Origin of the sequence: Natrinema sp. DC36 (genome assembly GCF_020405225.1) — an archaeon.
In the GTDB taxonomy this organism is placed as follows: domain Archaea; phylum Halobacteriota; class Halobacteria; order Halobacteriales; family Natrialbaceae; genus Natrinema.
Map to the genome: position 1 here is coordinate 3,337,017 of NZ_CP084472.1, position 17,878 is coordinate 3,354,894.

Genomic DNA, 17,878 nt, shown 5'->3' on the forward strand with positions numbered 1-17,878 from the left:
CGAGGGCCGTGGGCTCGGATCCTCGAGCAATGCGTTCGTCCGCCCCCGATCCGTGTCGATCGCTGGCGGCTCCGTGCTTCCTTCGAGCGTTCAACAGAGGGGAGTAACGTATTGCTCCAGACCGACCATCCGGCATGCTGTGGCGCGCGCTGTACCGCGGCGAACCCGATGGGTGAGCCGCGGCCCGAAACTGCGCGAGGGATGAGTGAGCGCCACGAGGCGCGAACGAATCGGCTGGGGAGGGCGTGGTGAATCCCTGTTGCCACGATAGCAGAACTCGTTGTCATACTCATTCCCACCAGAACCCACTCCATTCACACAACGGAGTGAGCGATTCGTTGGCGGCGATAGACCGATAGGACCGGCGACCGAAGACGACTCTATGGCCGACTCTACTCACGTCCTCGTCCCGACGCTCGGCCGTCCGCGGGAAGACGAGGCGCTCGCGTACGCCCTCGAGACGTTCCCCGACGCCGACATCACGCTGCTCGCTGCCGTGACGCCGCTGGACGCACCGCTTAGCGAAGGTGGTGTCCTCGAGCGAAGCGAGGAACGGACGACGGCGGCCCGGGCCGGCGCCGAGGAGCTGCTCGAGTCGGTCACCGATTCCACGGATTCCACCGATCCCGCGCCGGTGGACCGCGTTCGGATCGAGACGGCCGAGGGACGACCCGGCACCGTCGTCCCGCAGTACGCGTCCGAGGAGGGGGTCGATCACGTCGTCATCTACGGCTCCCGAAGCGGGTCGACGGGATTTCTCAGGCGGTTTCTCGGCCGCGGCATCGCCGCCACGGTGGTCGAACGCACTGCGCGGCCGGTGACGGTGCTTTAGTCCCAATTACAACTATTTGATGAACGACGAGTTCCGCTGTTCCTCGAGTTGCCACCGCTGTTAGGGATTCAACCCCCGATGGCCCACGCGAACAGTTGATAGAGTCCGTACCCGACGATAACCGAACTCCCGAGCGTCACCAGCCAGAAAGTTATCGTGACGCCGATCTTGCGTCGGGAGACGCCGGCCGAGCCACCGGCCAGCCCGCCGCCGATGACCCCCGAGAGGATGATGTTGTTCAGCGAGATGGGGATCCCGAGCGCGATCGCCAGTTGGGCGATGATGAACCCCGGCACCAGCGCCGCGATCGATCGGCGCACGCCGAGCTGGGCGTACTCCCGGGAGGTCGCCTGCAACAGCCGCGGAGCGCCCATCCAGGCTCCGGCGAGGATGCCGACCGCACCGATCGCGAGCAGGAAGATCCCCGGCAGGCCGAGTTCGGCTCGAAAGAGGTTCTCGAGCGGGCCGGTCGCGAGCCCGACCTGCGAACCGCCCGAGGAGAAGGCGACGATGCCGCCGAGAACCAGCAGGAACGAGCGGATACCGCTCTCGACGGAGGCGCGGACGCGCTCGCGGACCAAGTAGAACGCGAGGACTCCGGCACCGATCGTCACCAGAACCGTTCCGAGATCGATCCCGGCGGCGAGCGTCGGCCCGCCGCCGAACGGTCGGGAAACGAAGCCGGCCAGCGTGCCCTGATCCGCCGACGGATCCGGAATCACCCCGAGGCGGATATTGGCGACGATCGCGCCGACGATTCCCGCGAGCAGCGGGACACCGACGGTCTCGGGGATGTCGTCGCGGCGGAGGATCGTCGCCGTCGCGTACGCTAACCCGCCGGACATGATCGGGACGAGCAGCCAGAAGGTCCCTAACCGGCGGTAGGTCGCCATCGCCGGGTCGCCGCCCAGCGAGAGGCCGACGCCGACCATCGCGCCCGTCGTCGCGAACGCCGCTGGGATCGGGTATCGGGTATAGATACCGATCGCCATGAAGCCCGCCGCGGTCAGCAGGCCCGCGGTGGCCGCCAGCGGCGTGATCGTGACGCCATCGATTAGATCCCCACCGATGGTCTCGGAGATGCTGCCGCCCTGCATGAGCGCCCCCGCGGCCGCGAGCAGGCCGATGACGAACGCCGCTTGCATCGTCGAAATCGCGTTTGCGCCGATCGCCGGAGCGAACGGCGGCGAGTTGCTGTTCGCCCCGAGCACCCACGCCATGAACAGACAGGTCAAGATGGCGGTCCCGACTAGAACGGCAAAGGACAGTGCAACCATTCCGTCGGTCGAGGTTCCACGACGGAGCGGAAAAGGGTTCCTCCGGGTTCCGTGCATCCGTCCCGCACCCCGCTCTCGAGGGTCATCGATCGCTGAATGAGTCGCGGACCCGTCTCTCCTCGACTACTGATTTCCATCGCAACTTACCAATCAATAATACAAACAATAATGGGCGATGTCGTGGAGAATCCGCACGCACTATGCGACGACGACAGTTCGTTACGGCCCTGGGTGCGACTGGACTGCTCGGTGCAACTGGCTCGGCCGGCGCACACTCCGACGCCGCCGCCAGCCGTCTCGGCGGAGGCGTCGAGAACGTGATCGTCCTGATCGGCGACGGCATGGGATTCGATCCGATCGAAGTCACGTCGGTCGTCCACGGGGACCTCTCGCTGCAGTCGATGACCGGCGTCGGCTACACGCGGACCAGCTCCCGGAGCGGCGAGGTGACCGACTCGGCGGCCGCCGGAACCGCGCTCGCGACCGGTCACAAGGCGTACAACGGGCAGCTGTCGGTCCGCGGCGACGCCGACGACGACGATCCGACGCCGCTGTTGACCCAGCTCGAGCTCGCACAGGCGCGGGGCAAAGCGACCGGACTCGTATCGACGACTCGGATCACCCACGCGACGCCGGCCGCCTACGCCTCGCACGTCCCCGACCGCGACATGGAGGAGGCGATCGCGGCACAGTACGCCGAGAGCGACGTCGACGTGCTCATGGGCGGCGGCCGTCGCGAGTTCGACGACGCGCTGCTTGAGCGGATGCGAGAGTCGGGCTACGAGGTCCTGTTCGACGCCGCCGACCTCGAGTCGGCGAGCGGAGACAGGCTGCTCGGGCTATTCGACGACAGCCACGTCACCTACACGCTCGACCGCGACGAGTCGATCCCGTCGCTGCCCGAGATGACTGCGACCGCCGTCGATCGGCTCGAGGAGGACGACGACGGCTTTTTCCTGTTGGTCGAGGGCGGGCGCATCGACCACGCCGAGCACGGGAACGACGTTCAGACGACGGTTGCCGAGACCGAAGAGTTCGACGCGGTCGTCGACTGGGCGCTCGAGTACGCCGAGAACCGAGACGACACGCTGGTCGTCGTCACGTCCGACCACGAGACTGGCGGTCTGGCGACCGGCAGCGGCTACGGGTCGCCGATCGAGGCCGAGGCGATCCGGAACGCGGAGGCGAGCAACGCGGCCATCGCTGCGGCCATCGAGGCCGGCACCCCGATCCGCGAGGCGGTCGACGGACGCGTCGACGTCGATCTCACCGACGAGGATGTCGAACGGATCGCGGACGCCAGAGGCGCCGAGGGCCCATACGCCCTCTCCAACGAACTCGGCGCGGTCCTCTCCGACCACCTCGGCGTCTCGTGGGCCTCGAACGTTCACACGGGTCCGGCGCAGACGGTGATGGCCGCCGGTCCCCACGTCGACCCGTTCAACGGCTGGATCCACCACACCGACCTCTCGGTGACCGTCGCCGCCCTGTTGCTGTTCGGCCGACTTCCCCGCGTCTCCGACGCCCGGCGTGACTCCTGGGAGCGAAGGATCGCCCGAACGGGACCATCGAGCCGGCTCGACGCCTGGCTCGCCCTCGAGTACGTCGGCCCCGTCACCGACGACGTGACCGACGCACTCGACGTCGACGGCAACGGCGTGGTCGACTACCGGGACGTCCTCCTGATCCTCGAGAACCGGGAGGACATCCCCGCGCCGTCGTCGGAAGCCGGCCGCCGCCGCGAGTCGATCAGCTCGGTCCACGACTTCTGAACGCGTCCCCCATCGCTCGCCGGTATCTGCCCCGATTTTCGCGTCTACCCCGGGACCGTCTCGCTACCGATGCGGTTTCGGATCCGATTTCGCCAGAACCGCTCTGTAGTGGGCCTCCGATCGCAGAACGTCGGTCACGGCCCACGGCGTCCCCGTCGTCGCCTCGCGGAACCGGGCGGACGAGCACAGCAGGAACTGCAGCGTCCGCCCGACCTCGCGGAATCGTTCGCCGTCCGCCCGCTCGCCCTCGAACTCGAGGTGGAAACACCGGTGAGCGACTCCCTCGCGAGGGTCGGATCGGTAGCCGAAGAACTCCGCGTCCAGCCGCGTCGGATCGTAGTTATCGACGACCGCGACCCCGCCGTCGTCGGTGACGCGATCGAACTCGGCGAGCAGTTCGCGGACGCCGGCCAGCGAGCGGCCGAGGCCGATCTGCGTGCCGACGGCGTGGACGGCTCCGAACGCGTCCGTCGGCACCGGCAGATCGAACATGTCGCCGACGAGAACGTCCTCGAGTCCGCGCTCCGCGGCTTCGCCGCTCCGCCTCGAGGTCCTGCGGACCTCGCACCGCTCGCGGGCGGCCAAGACCGCATTTGGACTCGCGTCAACGCCGACCGCGTCGACGCCCCGATCGGCCCACCACAGGAGGTGGTTCCCCGCGTCACACCCCACGTCGAGGACCGGCTCGGCGTCGGCGAGGCGCTCGAGCGCGGCGATCGTCTCCCGGTCCCACGACTCGGGACTCGAGAAGTAGAACTCGGCGACGTTACCGTCCCGTACGTCCGCCCCGTCGCGATAGATGAGCCGTCCCGGTTCGTCGCGGTAGTGAGCGAGCATCGCTCGGCCGAGCGGGTCCGCTCCGTCGTTCGCCTCGAGCGGTCCGAACCGGTCCGGGACCATGCTCGAGCCGACGACCCGCCCAGTAATAACTCTACGATGACATGTGGTTTCTGATATCGCGGACCACGGATGCCGACCGCTACCGATTTACGCCGATCGACCCAACGGTCGCGCATGAAGGTCGAATTCGACGAGGACGTCTGTATCGGGATGTTCCAGTGCGTCGCCGAGTGGGACGCGTTCGAGAAGGACAAATCGCGTGGGAAGGCGATCCTCGCCGACAGCGAGGAGACCGAAGACGGAATCTTCGTCCGCGAGGTGCCCGACGACGCGGAACTCGACGCGAAGTTCGCCGCCCGGTCCTGTCCCGTCGACGCGATCACGATCTACGACGACGACGGCGAGCAGCTGATTCCCTGAGACGGACTACTAGCAGTTATCTCCCGGCGTACCCGCGACCCGCCATGCGGGTGCGCCGGGACACAGTGACAGCAAGACCGTATGACGCCGGCTCGAGCGGCGAACGCGAAAAAGCCGCTCGAGAGACCGTCGATTATGAGATCTCGTCGTACTGCTCCGAGAGCTTCTCGGCGGCCTCGCCGAGCTGGTTGCGCTCGTACTCGGTGAGGTCCCACTCGACGATCTCCTCGACGCCGCCGGACCCGAGCTTGATGGGAACGCCGAACGCGGTGTCCTCGTGGCCGTACTCGCCCTCGAGCGCGACGCTTCCAGGGAGCACCTCGCCGGTGTCGCGCAGGATGGCCTCGACCATGTGGCCGACGCCGGACGCCGGGCCCCACTCGGTCGCGCCCTTCTTCTCGATGACGTTCATCGCCGAAGCCTGGAGCTCCTCGAGCAGGTCTTCCTTCTCGTCCTCGTCGAACTCGGGGTCCCGGCCGTCGACGCGGACCTTCGAAAAGACGGGGACCTGGGCGTCGCCGTGCTCGCCGAGGATCGTCGCCTCGACGTTCTGGACGGGCGCGTCGAAGCGCTGAGAGATCACGTACCGGAAGCGGGCGGAGTCGAGCCGGCCGCCGAAGCCGATCACCTTCTCGCGGGCGCGGTCGCCCGTCTCGTAGAGGTGGCGGTTGAGCAGGTCGACCGGGTTCGACGTGGTGACGGTGATGAAGTCGTCGTTGTGTTCGGCCAGCGAGGAGCCGATGTCCTCCATGATGGGCGCATTGTCGCCCGCGAGATCGATCCGCGTCTGTCCCGGCTGTCGCGGGATACCCGCCGTGATGACGACGACGTCCGAGCCGGCGGTGTCCTCGTAGCCGCCCTGTCGGATCGTCGTGTTCGAGTCGTAGGCCGCGCCGTGATTGGCGTCCGCGGCCTGTCCGATCGTGTCGTCCTCCTTGTCCGGAATGTCGACGAGAACGAGCTCGTCCGCGACGTCCCGAAGCGCGATGTTGTAGCCCGCGGCGGCCCCGACCGTCCCGGCCGCGCCGACCACGCTAACTTTCGTCATGTCGCGTATTGCTTCCACATCCCACACGTTAAATCCGTCGACAGATGGACTTCGAACGGTTGTACCGATCTAACTCTCGACAGCTGTCGTCTCATCTACTCACCTCGCAGCTCCCGCCGAGCGAACCGGCCAGTCCGGTGAAACCCACCGCGGTTTCCCCGAAACCCGCCGATCGATCGGTATCCGCTCGAGCCGCGATCACGTCGAGACCGAACCGGTCATGCCCGTCGCTCGCGGAACGCACGTATGCGCGTCAGCGTCATCGGCGGCGGAACGATCACGGACGAACAGGCGACTCGGGCGGAAGCGGTCGGACGCGAACTCGCCGCCCGCGGCCATACGGTCGTCTGTGGCGGCCGCGGCGGCACGATGGAAGCGGTCTGTCGCGGCGCGAAAGCCGCGGGCGGCACGACGATCGGGATCCTTCCCGGCGAGCGTCCCGAGGCGGCGAACGACTCCGTCGATCACCCGATCGCAACCGGTCTCGGCCACGCGCGGAACGCGCTCGTCCCGCTGAACGGCGACGCGGTCATCGCGCTCACTGGCGGCGTCGGCACCCTCTCGGAGATCGGTTTCGCCGGTATCTACGACCGCCCTATCGTCGGCCTCGAGACCCACGACGTATCCGATTTCGGGATGGCTCTCGAGACGGTCGAGTCGCCCGAAGCGGCCGTCGACGCGGTCGAATCCGCCCTCGAGCGGTGACCCAACCCGTCGCGCTGCGCTGACTGTCGGGTGTCGCAGCTTTTTCGACGCTCGGACACGTCTCAACGGATATGAGCGACTTCGACAAGGAAGCCGAGCGCGAGAAACTTCGAGAGAAGTACGAGCAGGACAAAGAAGAGCGCAAGGCGACCCAACGGATGAGCGATCTGCTGCTCAAGGGCGCGACGATGACGAACGCCCACTGTGGCACCTGCGGCGACCCGCTTTTCCAGCACGAGGGCACCACGTTCTGCCCCAGCTGTCACGGCAATCCCGACGCCGTCGAGGGGACGGGACTCGAGGCGCAATCGGCCGACGAACAGTCGACTGCGGGACAACCCGCGACGGAACGGTCGACTGCGGAGCAGCCCACTACGGGACAGTCCGCTGCAGAACAGCCCGCTGCAGGGCAGCCTGCGACGGAACAACCGGCCGACGACGGTCGCGACCGTCCTGCGATGGCCGACGCGACGACCGCGGACACGGTCGACGCTGCCGACTCCGAGGCTGGCCGTGCGGCCGACGCCGACGGGGAACCGATCGCTGCCGGCCGGCGGCGAGCCGACGAGGGGGTCCGTCAGCCGCGATCCCAGCCGTCCGATTCGAGCGGTGAGTCGCGATCGCAGTCGACAGTGACCCCGCCGTCGGTCGACGCCGACCTCGAGACCGCACGCGACGCGCTCGTCCGCACGCTCGAGAAGTTCGCCGCGGAGGCCGCCGCCGCGGACGACCCCCGGTACGCCCGGGACTGTCTCGAGGCGGCTCGTGAGGCCGGCGAAACGCTGTCGACCCTCCGCTGATGACGCTGGACGGTACTGCCGGCTCCGAGCTGACGGCTCTCGACTGGCGGTACTATCGACCGGATTTCACTTTTCGGTCCTCCCCGGGGTGTCGTCGCGTCCCGTACCAGTGTGAGAGTCGATCCGGACCTGGATCTGTACATCAATAGATATATATTTAGCAAAAAACGTATACTCTGATGACACTCATCGACGGGCCTGATCGGTCGCTCGCGTGCGTCGCGTTTCAGGTAGCCATTTCCCTCCGCCCTCCGTGCTACCGGCCCGCAGACCGAAGTCACCCGTCGAACCACGAACTTACGAGAAACTAACGATGGCACTTGGATTCGTCGTCATGCTCACGGTACTCGTCGTTTGCATCGGACTCATAGGGACCTGTGCGATCTGTCTCGATCGGACAGCGATCAGTCGGACGGCGGCTGAACTCGATGACCGACTCCTCGAGGTCGCGCCGTATCTCGGCGCGGCGGCCCTGTTCTTCCTGGCGAAGCGGGCGACGACCGGCCATAGCGAACGGATCTCGCACGCTCTCGATTGGGATATCACTGCGGAGATATACGCAATCGAGGGGGAGTTCGTAGCGTTTCTCCAGGATATCGTCCCCCAGGCCACGCTGGAGTTCTTCTCGGCGATGTACATGTTCGGGTTCCCGTATCTACTGGTAACCGCACCGATCCTCTACTTCGTGTTACCGTCCCAGCGCCACCTCAAGGAACTCCTCATCGCGTACCTGTTGAATTACCTGATCGGGACGATCTTCTACACGCTGTTTATCGCGTACGGACCGCGGAACCACCTGTCGTCCGTCTCCGGGCTGATGTACGACTTCTATCCGCAGGCCCAGACGATGACGGCAGCGGTGTCGTCGAACACGAACGTGTTCCCCTCGTTGCACACGTCGCTTGCGGTCGTCGTCTTGGTGTTCGCCTGGCGGTCGCGCAGCGAATACCCGCGGTGGTTTCAGCTCGCGTCGTTCGTGGTGAGTTGCGTCGTCTTCTCGACGATGTACCTCGGGATCCACTGGCTGATCGACGTCATCGCGGGCATCGTCCTCGGCGTCGGAGCCGTCTGGATCGCCGACTGGATCGTCACCCGCGTGGAGGGGAGACCGGGTCCCGTTCCCATCGGCGACGAGAGCGAGGACGGGATCTCCTCCGAAGCGAGCGACTGAGCCGCGAGTCGAGTCGGACTCAGCCGGTGTAGTCGCTACCGATAACCTCTCGAATCCGCTCGGCGGTGACCGTTCCGACGCCGTCAGCGTCCTGCAACTCGTCCTCGGTCGCGATCATTACGCCTTCGACCGTGCCGAACTCCTCGAGCAGCGAGCGCGCGGTGACGGGACCGATCTCGGCGATCGAGGCGACGACGTACTCCTGTTGCTCGCTCAGGGTCTTGGTCCCCTTCTCGCCGTGGACCGACACCTCCCGGTCGGCGGTCGACTGTTCCCGGCCGGCGATCACCGCGAGCAGTTCGGTCGTGTCGTCCTCGCTTTCGGTCCGCAGCACGCTCGCACCGAAGTCGACGGCGAGACTCGAGAGCGCCCCCCGGATCGCGTTCGGGTGGACGTCCCGCTGTTCGTACAGCCCCTCGCCCTCGACGACGACGATCGGCCGCGAGTAGTGGCGAGCCATCGCGCCGACCTGCTCGAAGACCGATCGGTCGCCGCCGACCAGCGAGTCGACGAAGTCCGCGACGGACTTGCGCTCGACGACGACCCGGTCGGAGAGGACGTAGTCGCCGACGTCGAGCGTCTCGAGGCTGATCTCGTACTCCTCACGCCGCGAGAGGTCGCGGGCGATGTTCGCGTCCATCTCGCGCTGGTCGGCGACGACCGCGACCGTCTCGCCCTCGGCGTGCGGTTCGTGGGTTTCGACCTCGTCGGAGTCGTCTCCGGCGTCGTCACCGTTACTCGCTTCCGAGTTCTCGGGGCCAAATTCCTGTAATCCGGGCTGCCCCGCAACCCCCTCGCTTCCGCTGGAAGACCCACCGACTGCGTCGGGGTCCGCTTCGCTGTCGTCCACTTCCGCTTCGCTCTCGCCGGCCGCCTCGAAATCGGCCAGCGATTGCTGGGAGTCGTCGAGTTCGGCCGCGAGGTCGTCGGCCATCCCCTTCAGCTCGCGCAGCTCCGACTCCATCTCCTTCTCGCGGCGCCGCGAGATCCAGAAGTAGGCCTCGTCGCGGGTGTCCTCGGCCATGAGGACGACGACGCGCCCCTCGGACTGGCGACCGGTCCGTCCTTTCCGCTGAATCGACCGGATCGCGGTCGGGACGGGTTCGTAGAAGAGCACGAGGTCGACCTCCGGGACGTCCAGCCCCTCCTCGGCGACCGAGGTGGAGACGAGCACCTCGAACTCGCCCGCTCGGAACTCGTCCAGTACTTCCTGTTGCTGTTTCTGGGTCATCCCGTCGGAGCCCTCGCGGTCGCCCTGTCCGACGAACCGCTTCGCGTCGAAGCTCTCGCACAGGAATTCGGTGAGCGCCTCGGCCGTGTCGCGGGACTCGGTGAAGACGATCACCCGCTCGCCGCCCTCGAGCCCCAGCGTTTCGGCCAGCAGCATACGGGTTTTGCTGTACTTGGGGTGGATCTCGTCGAAGCTCTCGGCTTTCCGCATGGCCTCGCGCACACGCGGGTCCGAGACCATTCGCTGGCTCGCCTTCGACGCCCCGGACGACCGAGCCTGATTGCGCTGGCGATCGAAATACCGACAGAGGGCCTCGACGCTCTGGGTCTCCACGAGGGTGACGGCCTGCCGGAGTTTCATCACTTCCGCATGAATGGACATCCCCTCGAACCCCTCCGACTGGTCGTTGTTGATCAGCTCCTGTAACTCCGCTCGCATCCGATTCAGGTCCTTCTGGGACTGGTCGGGCTGGGTCGAACTCGCGACGCCCAGTTCCTTGAGCTTCTCGAGGCGCTCTTTGATCACCTCGTTCAACGCGTCCCGAATCTCGAGGACCTCGTCGGGGAGGTCGATGCGTTCCCACTCGACCTCGGTGTCGTGGGTGAATTCCTCGACGTCGGCGTCCTCCTCCGTCATCACCTCGACTTCGTCCAGCCCGAGGTTCTCACAGACCTCGAGGATGGCCTCCTCGTCGCCGCCGGGCGACGCCGACATCCCGGTAACGAGCGGTTGCTTCGCGTCTGCGTGGTAGCGCTCGGCGATGTAGTTGTAGGCGTAGTCGCCGGTCGCGCGGTGACACTCGTCGAAGGTGATGTGGGTCACGTCCGCGAGCGAAATCCGGCTGCCGACGAGGTCGTTTTCGATCACCTGCGGGGTCGCCATCACGATCGTCGCCGACTCCCACATCTCGGCGCGGTCGTCCGGGCTCACGTCGCCGGTGAACACGACGATCTCCTCGTCGGGGAGCTGGAGGGCCTCGCGGTAGAAGTCCGCGTGCTGCTGGACGAGAGGTTTCGTCGGCGCGAGCATCAGCGATTTGCCGCCGACCTCCTCGAGTCGCCGGGCCGTCACGAGCAGGCTCACCGTCGTCTTCCCCAGTCCGGTCGGGAGACAGACGAGCGTGTGGTGGTTCGCGGCCGTACCCGCGAGTTTCAGCTGGTAGAGTCGGCGCTCGAGGAAGTCGGGCTCGAGCAGCGGGTGCTCGATAGACGCGATCTCCTCGTCCGTCGTTGCCATTACCGGCCGTTCATCGCCGCCGCGAATAAGGGTTCCCGTACCGGGGTGAAAGTGGTCTCGCGAGCGTGACGGCAGTGTCGCCGGGTCGCGGCGGGTCGGCGATATAAACCTGCAGGTGACGTAGAGCGCGTATGGAGACCCGATCGATATCCCAGCGCCTCCCGGACGGGAAGTCGATTCTGACCGCCGTCGCCTTCGTCCTGCTGGTCAATCTCATCGGCGGGCTGCCGGGCGTGTTCTCCTCGCCCGCCACGCCGTGGTTTCGAAGCCTCGAGAAACCCTGGTTCTACCCGCCGGGTATCGCGTTTCCGGTCGTCTGGACGCTACTGTTTACTCTGCTAGGCGTCGCGCTGTGGCTCGTCTGGCGCAGCGACGCCGCCGGTCGGCGACTCGCACTCGGGCTGTTCGCCGGCCAAATGCTGTTCAACGTGGTCTGGACGCCCGCGTTTTTCGCGCTCGAGCTGCCACTGGTCGCACTCGGCGTCATCGGTGTACTCTGGATACTCGTCGTCGGGACGATCCTCGCGTTTCGACGGGTCGACCGTCGCGCTGCGGCCCTGCTCGTGCCGTATCTCGCGTGGGTGACGTTCGCGGCCGTGCTCAATTTCGAACTCTGGCGGTTGAACGCTTGAGGGCGTGAGAGAAATGTGACTCGAGGCCGATGCGAGCGATCACTGCTCCGACAGTTCGGGCAGCCACCAGGTCAGCACCATCGCGACAGCGACGAACCCGGCAAGTATCAGGTACGCCTCGTCGAAGAATCCCCGGTCGGCGAGCGCGCCGAACAGGACCGGACTGACCGCGCCGATGGTCATGTAGACGGTCCGCAGGAAGCCCAGTCCCGTCCCCTTCATATCCGCCGGGAACACCGAGGTCATGTACGGCAGGGTGATCGTCCCGTATCCCAAGATGCTCGAGAGGAAGACCGTGCCGACGACGATCGGCCAGAACCCCTCGAGGAACGGCAGCGCGACCAGCGAGACCACGACGACGCCCAATACGGGCGGGAGCGATTTCCGGATCCCGAACCGGTCGTACAGCTGCCCCGTCAGCGGCTGGACGAGGATCCCCATCGCGAAGAACGTGCTAAAGAGTCCGGTGGCGACGCCCTGGGAGAAACCCTTGATCTGGATCAGATAGGTCGGATAGAAGCCCGTAAAGGCCTGCCAGACGCAGTAGGTCAGGATCTGGATCGCTGTCACGGTAATGATCTCGGGTCGGTGCAGCTCCGAAAGGACGTACCGGACCGTCTCGAGGGAGACGCTGTCGACGGCGCTGGTCGCGCCGGAGGTGCGTGCGGGAACGACGAATCGGAGGCCGATCGCCACGAGTGCGAAGGCGGGGACGGCGAGGCCGAAGCCGTACTGCCAGGCGAACGCCGAGGCGATCCCGCCGGCCGCGAGCGGCAAGAGCGTGTTTCCGGCCTGTCCCGCCGCCATCGTCACGCCGATCGCGGTGCCGTCGTTGTTCGGATAGACGTCCGAGAGCGTCGTGAAACGGGCGACGCCGTACAGCGCCGTTCCGAAGCCGAACGCCCCGGTCGCGAGGTAGACGATCGGCGCGGAGCCGGCGACGGCGACGAGCCCGAGCGTCACCGCCGAAATCAGGGTACTCGCGACGAGGACGTTTCCCTCGCCGAAGCGGTCGGCGAGCAGACCGCCCGGGAGCTGCCCCAGCGCGTAACAGAGCCAGAGCGTGGTCAACAGGAGCCCGGCCGTGGTCAGGTCGAGCCCGTACGATTCTCGTAGATAGGGCAACAGGACGGGGTAGGCCAGCCGGACGCCGATCGAGAGGAACCAGCCGGCGGCGACGGCGACCAGAATATCGCCGCGGCCGTCCGTCAGGAAGGACCGCACGGTCGACAGTCGATTCCTCGTTTCCGGGGGAGACACGTATCGATTCACCCATTCGTCGGCGACGGTCTTGAGCGACCCAGAACGGTACGACCTTGCCGATATCGGAACCGGTCACTGCCGTCGCCGTCGGCAGTTCGCGCGGTTACAACGGCGCGAACTCGAGCACCAGCCACGCTAGACAGGCGGCGTAGATCGGAATCGTCAGGTTGTCGTCGATGATGTAGGTGCGGATCTCGAGGGTGACGCCGTCGGCGAGGGTCGCGCCCAGGGCGGCGACCAGCGCAACGCCGATCGGAAGGAACGGGATCGCGATAACCGTCGAGACGAGGAACATCGTGATGAGCACCTTCGGCGGCTTGACCCGCTGAAGGGTGTTGTCCGAGACGGCTCCGCTGATCGGATCGCCGAGCGAGAGCATCAACATCGCGGGGAGGGCGATATCCTGCTGGAAGACCACCACGACGATCGCCATACTGATCATGTACAGGGCGTAGCCGGCGGGGTTGTCCTGCTCGTACTCGCGAGTCAGCACGTCGTAGAGTTGCCAGTCGAGTCCGATCCGAAGCCGCAGGAACTCGAGGACGAGCGCGCCGGTCGCGAGGGCGATCATCAGGAGCCGAAAGCGGGGCCACGTGAGCCCGGCCTCGAGATAGTCGGCGAGCAAGTAGAGGGCGACCAACCCGGAGCCACTGGCGTGGACGAGTCGCCGCTTCAGTTCGTCAGCCATCACTTCGTGCCTCGGGGGAGGTGACCTTCAGTCCGTCGATCAGTTCCAACCTTTTACGCTGCGCTCACTCGCTTCGCTCGTTCGCTCGGTAAAGGGTTGATCAAAAGCCTCCTCCCTCCGTTCCCGGCGCTCGAGAGCGCCGTCCACATCGGTCGTCGGCCCGCTCGCTCGTTTCACTCGCTCGCGGGTGCAATAGGAAGGCCGCCAGCCTCGGCGATGCGACCCCTACAACTCCTCGAACTCGAGGTCGCCGGCGCGGATCGCCGACAGCGTCTCGGGCAGGTCGTCGATCGGGAGCCGCTTCTGATCGGTCGAGTCGCGCTCGCGGACCGTCACGCCCCCGTCTTCCTGTTCGATGCTCTCGTAGTCCACCGTCACGCAAAACGGCGTGCCGACTTCGTCCTGGCGGCGGTAGCGCCGTCCGATGTTCCCGGAGTCGTCGTAGGTGACCGACAGCCCCGCCTCGCGCAGGGCCGCGGCGATCCCTTCGGCTTCGGACTCGAGTTCGTCGTCGCTCTGGAGCGGGAAGACGCCGACGAACGTGGGTGCGACCTCCGGCTCGAGCTCGAGGAAGGTGCGTTCCTCGTCGGCGACCTCGTCCTCGCGATAGGCGTGGTGGAGGACGGTGTAAACGGTCCGGTCGACGCCGAAGGATGGTTCGACGACGTGGGGGGTGACGTGCTCGCCCGCTTCGGTCTGCTCCTCGACCGAGAAGCCGGTCTTCCCGACGGGAATTTCGTGGGTCTCGCCCTCGATTTCGATCTCGACTGTATCGCCGTCGAACGCGGAGCGGTCGCGAGCCGCCAGGTCCTCGAGCGTCTGGACCACGGCCTGCGCGTTACCGCCGAACTCGGGGCCGAGGTAGCTCATGTCGGGATCGACCGTGGCGCGCTCGACGGTCTTGGGTTCGTCGTACTGCCGGAAGATCGTGAATCGGTCGCCGGAGTGTTCGGCGTGCTTCGAGAGGTCGTAGTTCCCCCGGTGGGCGAAGCCGGCCATCTCGATCCAGTAACCGGAAGACGGCTCCGCCGACTTCCGTTGTTCGGAATCTTGCGATTCCTCACTCCCGTCGATCAACGCTTCGGCGTCCCAGCAGTCGCTGGCGTAGTGGGCCCGCTCGCCCGCGAGGTGCTGACGGTAGCGAAAGCGATCCATGTCGACGCCGACCGACTCGTACCACGGCTTCGCGACGCCGAGGAAGTAGGCGACCCACTGGTCGGTGATGATGTCCTCTTCGACAGCCTCGCCGATCGTCGTCTCGAACGCCTCGCCGTCCTCATCGTTCTGCTCGCTGGCCGGGTAGAGCGTGACCTCGACGTCTTCGACGCTCGAGAGGTCCGGTTCGTCGGCCTCGGGGTCGATGAAGTACTCGAGTTCGGCCTGCGTGAACTCCCGCGTGCGGATGATCGAGCGCCGGGGGCTGATCTCGTTGCGGTAGGCGCGGCCGATCTGGGTCACGCCGAAGGGAAGCTGGTTGCGCGCGTACTCCTTGAGGCGGGGAAACTCGACGAAGATCCCTTGCGCCGTTTCGGGGCGCAGATAGCCGGGGTCGGAGTCGCCGGGACCGATGTTCGTCGCGAACATGAGATTGAACGAGTCGACGGCCTGACCCGCCAGCCCGGCGCCGCAGTTCGGGCAGACGAGTTCGTACTCGGCGATGACGTCCTCGACTTCGGGGATCGGGAGGCTCTCGGCGTCCTCGTACTCCGTCTCGTCCTCGACGACGTGATCCGCGCGGTGGCTCTCGCCGCACTCGGGACACTCGACGAGCATGTCGTCGAACCCCTCGAGGTGACCCGACGCCTCGAAGACGGGTTCGGGCATGATCGTCGGCGCGTCGATCTCCATGTTACCCTCCGCGAGCGCGAAGCGATCGCGCCAGGCGTCCTCGACGTTACCCTTCAGTGCCGCGCCCTGCGGGCCGAAGGTGTAGAAGCCGCCGACGCCGCCGTACGCGCCCGAGGACTGGAAGAAGTAGCCTCGCCGTTTGGCCAGTTCGACCAGTTTTTCGCTCGTCGGTTCCTCTGCGCTTTCGTCCGCGCCTTCCTGGTCACTCATACAGCGCCTCCAGGAGATCGACGTCGCAGACGATGCCGGCGAGATCTTCGCCCGTGACCATCGGAATCTGTTCGATGTCGTTGCTGATCATCCGCTGTGCGGCCTCCTGAATCGTCGTCTGGCTCGAGACCGTCACGATGTCGTCGCTCATGAACCCTCGAACTGGCCCCGTCGGAATCTCGATGTCCCGCGTGGGGAGATAGCGGCTGCCGACGGCCTTGATCCCCTCCCAGGACCAGTCGTCGTCCTGATCGCCGAAGTTGTCGCCCGTCTCCTCCTCGCCCTCGACGATCCGGGCGACGTCGATGATGTCTACTTCCGTGAGGACGCCGTTCATCCGGCCTTCGTCGTCCAACGCGACTGTGTAGGGGACGTTCGCGTAGGAGAGTTCCCGCTCGGCGACGGGGAGGGGCGCACCCTCGTAGGTCGTGTTCACGTTCTCGCTGGCGTGGGACTCGACGGTGCCGTCGGTCGGCTGGTCGCCCGTCGCGACCGCGTGAATGATGTCCGTCACCGTGATGATCCCCTCGAACTCGCCGTCAACGACCGGGACGCGGCGCGCGCCCGCCTCGACCATCGTCCGCGCGATGTCCTCGAGGCTCGTCTCGGCGGTCGTCGTCGGCACGTCCTCGTTCATCAGGATGACCAGCTGGTCCTCGTCCGGCCGTTCGATCAGCGTCTCCCGCGAGATCAGACCCCGGTACTCGAGTCCGTCATCGGTCTCTTCGACGACCGGTACGGACGAGAACGACCGTTCTTGCAGGTACTCGAGCACGTCGGTTCGGGTACCCGGCAGGTCGACGGTTACCACGTCCTCGCCGGGCGTCATCGCGTCGGCTACGTTCATATCTCTCCGGTACGGCGAAAATGAGTATAAACCCAGTGTTTCAGACGTCGGAAGTCGCCCCGTTTCCGATTAGTATCGTGAACGGACAGTCAGATTCGATGAGTTTATATGTCGGTGGTTGTCACTCACTAACATGGCGACGAACCCCCACGCCATGACGTCCGACGACACCATCGTCGGTTCGATCGATTCGACGGCCGCGAGCGACGAGTACGTCATTGCGGATATCTCCGCGGACGGTGCCTGGCTTTCCATGCAGGCGGACGACGCACCGACGCTGCCGGCCTGGCGATAACTGGGGAGGGAAATGGGATTATTCGTCGACGAGACCGGTCGCGACTCCCGTCGCGGCCGATATCGGCAGACCGACGGTTGCGACCGGCGTCTGGGCTGCCCACTGTTCGTACGCGCTCCGAGTCGGAAACGCAGTAACTACTGGACAGATCGAAGTATAGGCGTCCTCGAGCGTCGGTCCGCCGTTCATCGCGGCCGAGCCGTCGGTCGCGACGCCGAAGGAGACGACCGCCGTCGTCGGCGTCGCTGTCACGTCGCCGTCGCCGGTCGCTCGAGCCTCGATGACCGTCCCGTCCGGGCTCTCCGTGCGAACCTCGACCGATTTCGACGACAGTTCGGCGAGCGCGACCGCGTCGTAGAAACACTGGAAGTCGTAGCGGGTGCCGTCCAGTTCGCCCCAGTGGCCCGTCTCCTCGTCGGCGTGACAGAGGTCGTCGATTTCGATCGAGCCGCCGCCGATTCGATCTCGAAGTTCGGTGACCCACTCCGCGAGGGTGGTGATCGACACGTCGCCGAAGAACCGTTCCATCGCCGTTTGAACGTCCTCGGGTAACGGTGTCTCCATCACGGCCGTCTCGCCGAGCCAGCGGTCGACCGACGGGCCGTCCTCGACCGCCGTCGTCGCGCTCTCGCGGTCGCTCTCGCTCTCCGACACTGCTGACTGCCGCTCGAGTGGTTCGCAACACTCGCAAGTTTGCTCCGTCATACACTATTACTTCGATCCGCGAAGTACTTGTACTGCCGAGTCCGAAGTAACGGAGTAA

At 66.0% G+C, this 17,878-nt stretch carries 17 protein-coding genes; 8 read left to right on the forward strand and 9 right to left on the reverse strand.

What is annotated here, in order from left to right; translation table 11 throughout:
* Positions 1 to 382: 382 nt before the first annotated feature.
* On the forward strand, positions 383 to 832 hold the full coding sequence (locus LDH74_RS17115; protein ID WP_226039900.1) for a universal stress protein: 450 nt from the start codon (positions 383 to 385) through the stop codon (positions 830 to 832).
* A gap of 68 nt (positions 833 to 900) precedes the next feature.
* Here the strand turns inward: LDH74_RS17115 and LDH74_RS17120 are convergent, their stop codons facing one another.
* Positions 901 to 2,109 (reverse strand): inorganic phosphate transporter, encoded by a 1,209-nt coding sequence (locus tag LDH74_RS17120; RefSeq protein ID WP_226039901.1) that lies wholly within the window; start codon positions 2,107 to 2,109, stop codon positions 901 to 903.
* Between the two features lie 200 nt (positions 2,110 to 2,309).
* On the opposite strand from LDH74_RS17120, the gene LDH74_RS17125 reads away from it, so the two are divergent.
* Positions 2,310 to 3,881 (forward strand): alkaline phosphatase, encoded by a 1,572-nt coding sequence (locus tag LDH74_RS17125; protein WP_226039902.1) that lies wholly within the window; start codon positions 2,310 to 2,312, stop codon positions 3,879 to 3,881.
* Between the two features lie 63 nt (positions 3,882 to 3,944).
* On the opposite strand, the gene LDH74_RS17130 is transcribed toward LDH74_RS17125, so the two are convergent.
* The gene (locus tag LDH74_RS17130; protein WP_226039903.1) at positions 3,945 to 4,781 is read right to left on the reverse strand and encodes a class I SAM-dependent methyltransferase; all 837 of its coding nucleotides are present in this window, start codon (positions 4,779 to 4,781) and stop codon (positions 3,945 to 3,947) included.
* A gap of 114 nt (positions 4,782 to 4,895) precedes the next feature.
* Here LDH74_RS17130 and LDH74_RS17135 point away from each other — a divergent pair, with 114 nt between their 5' ends.
* Positions 4,896 to 5,141, forward strand: coding sequence for a ferredoxin (locus LDH74_RS17135; protein WP_226039904.1), 246 nt, complete (start codon positions 4,896 to 4,898; stop codon positions 5,139 to 5,141).
* Between the two features lie 133 nt (positions 5,142 to 5,274).
* Here the strand turns inward: LDH74_RS17135 and mdh are convergent, their stop codons facing one another.
* Positions 5,275 to 6,189, reverse strand: coding sequence for a malate dehydrogenase (mdh, locus tag LDH74_RS17140; RefSeq protein ID WP_226039905.1), 915 nt, complete (start codon positions 6,187 to 6,189; stop codon positions 5,275 to 5,277).
* A 246-nt stretch (positions 6,190 to 6,435) separates the two neighbouring features.
* On the opposite strand from mdh, the gene LDH74_RS17145 reads away from it, so the two are divergent.
* From LDH74_RS17145 to LDH74_RS17155, 3 genes are all read left to right on the forward strand, one after another.
* The gene (locus LDH74_RS17145) at positions 6,436 to 6,894 is read left to right on the forward strand and encodes a TIGR00725 family protein (RefSeq protein WP_226039906.1); all 459 of its coding nucleotides are present in this window, start codon (positions 6,436 to 6,438) and stop codon (positions 6,892 to 6,894) included.
* Positions 6,895 to 6,965: 71 nt separating this feature from the next.
* Complete coding sequence (locus LDH74_RS17150) at positions 6,966 to 7,694, forward strand: Sjogren's syndrome/scleroderma autoantigen 1 family protein (RefSeq protein ID WP_226039907.1); 729 nt, start codon at positions 6,966 to 6,968, stop codon at positions 7,692 to 7,694.
* Positions 7,695 to 8,007: 313 nt separating this feature from the next.
* Complete coding sequence (locus LDH74_RS17155) at positions 8,008 to 8,865, forward strand: phosphatase PAP2 family protein (RefSeq protein ID WP_226039908.1); 858 nt, start codon at positions 8,008 to 8,010, stop codon at positions 8,863 to 8,865.
* A 19-nt stretch (positions 8,866 to 8,884) separates the two neighbouring features.
* On the opposite strand, the gene LDH74_RS17160 is transcribed toward LDH74_RS17155, so the two are convergent.
* On the reverse strand, positions 8,885 to 11,332 hold the full coding sequence (locus tag LDH74_RS17160; protein ID WP_226039909.1) for a DEAD/DEAH box helicase: 2,448 nt from the start codon (positions 11,330 to 11,332) through the stop codon (positions 8,885 to 8,887).
* A 131-nt stretch (positions 11,333 to 11,463) separates the two neighbouring features.
* Here LDH74_RS17160 and LDH74_RS17165 point away from each other — a divergent pair, with 131 nt between their 5' ends.
* A complete protein-coding gene (locus LDH74_RS17165; RefSeq protein WP_226039910.1) occupies positions 11,464 to 11,964 on the forward strand; it encodes a TspO/MBR family protein in 501 nt (166 codons plus the stop codon).
* 39 nt (positions 11,965 to 12,003) lie between these two features.
* On the opposite strand, the gene LDH74_RS17170 is transcribed toward LDH74_RS17165, so the two are convergent.
* From LDH74_RS17170 to LDH74_RS17185, 4 genes are all read right to left on the reverse strand, one after another.
* On the reverse strand, positions 12,004 to 13,188 hold the full coding sequence (locus LDH74_RS17170; RefSeq protein WP_226039911.1) for an MFS transporter: 1,185 nt from the start codon (positions 13,186 to 13,188) through the stop codon (positions 12,004 to 12,006).
* Positions 13,189 to 13,330: 142 nt separating this feature from the next.
* Complete coding sequence (locus LDH74_RS17175; RefSeq protein ID WP_226039912.1) at positions 13,331 to 13,915, reverse strand: dolichol kinase; 585 nt, start codon at positions 13,913 to 13,915, stop codon at positions 13,331 to 13,333.
* Between the two features lie 225 nt (positions 13,916 to 14,140).
* Entirely contained in the window at positions 14,141 to 15,973 is a 1,833-nt protein-coding gene (gene glyS, locus LDH74_RS17180) for a glycine--tRNA ligase (RefSeq protein WP_226039913.1), read from the reverse strand.
* Positions 15,966 to 16,820 carry a CBS domain-containing protein gene (locus LDH74_RS17185; RefSeq protein ID WP_226039914.1) on the reverse strand — a complete coding sequence of 285 codons (855 nt, stop codon included), beginning with the start codon at positions 16,818 to 16,820 and terminating at the stop codon, positions 15,966 to 15,968. Before LDH74_RS17185 ends, glyS begins: the two co-directional genes overlap by 8 nt.
* Before the next feature lie 133 nt (positions 16,821 to 16,953).
* On the opposite strand from LDH74_RS17185, the gene LDH74_RS17190 reads away from it, so the two are divergent.
* Positions 16,954 to 17,115 carry a hypothetical protein gene (locus tag LDH74_RS17190; RefSeq protein ID WP_176548145.1) on the forward strand — a complete coding sequence of 54 codons (162 nt, stop codon included), beginning with the start codon at positions 16,954 to 16,956 and terminating at the stop codon, positions 17,113 to 17,115.
* 18 nt (positions 17,116 to 17,133) lie between these two features.
* Here the strand turns inward: LDH74_RS17190 and merB are convergent, their stop codons facing one another.
* The gene (gene merB / locus LDH74_RS17195) at positions 17,134 to 17,820 is read right to left on the reverse strand and encodes an organomercurial lyase (protein ID WP_226039915.1); all 687 of its coding nucleotides are present in this window, start codon (positions 17,818 to 17,820) and stop codon (positions 17,134 to 17,136) included.
* Between the last annotated feature and the right edge of the window lie 58 nt (positions 17,821 to 17,878).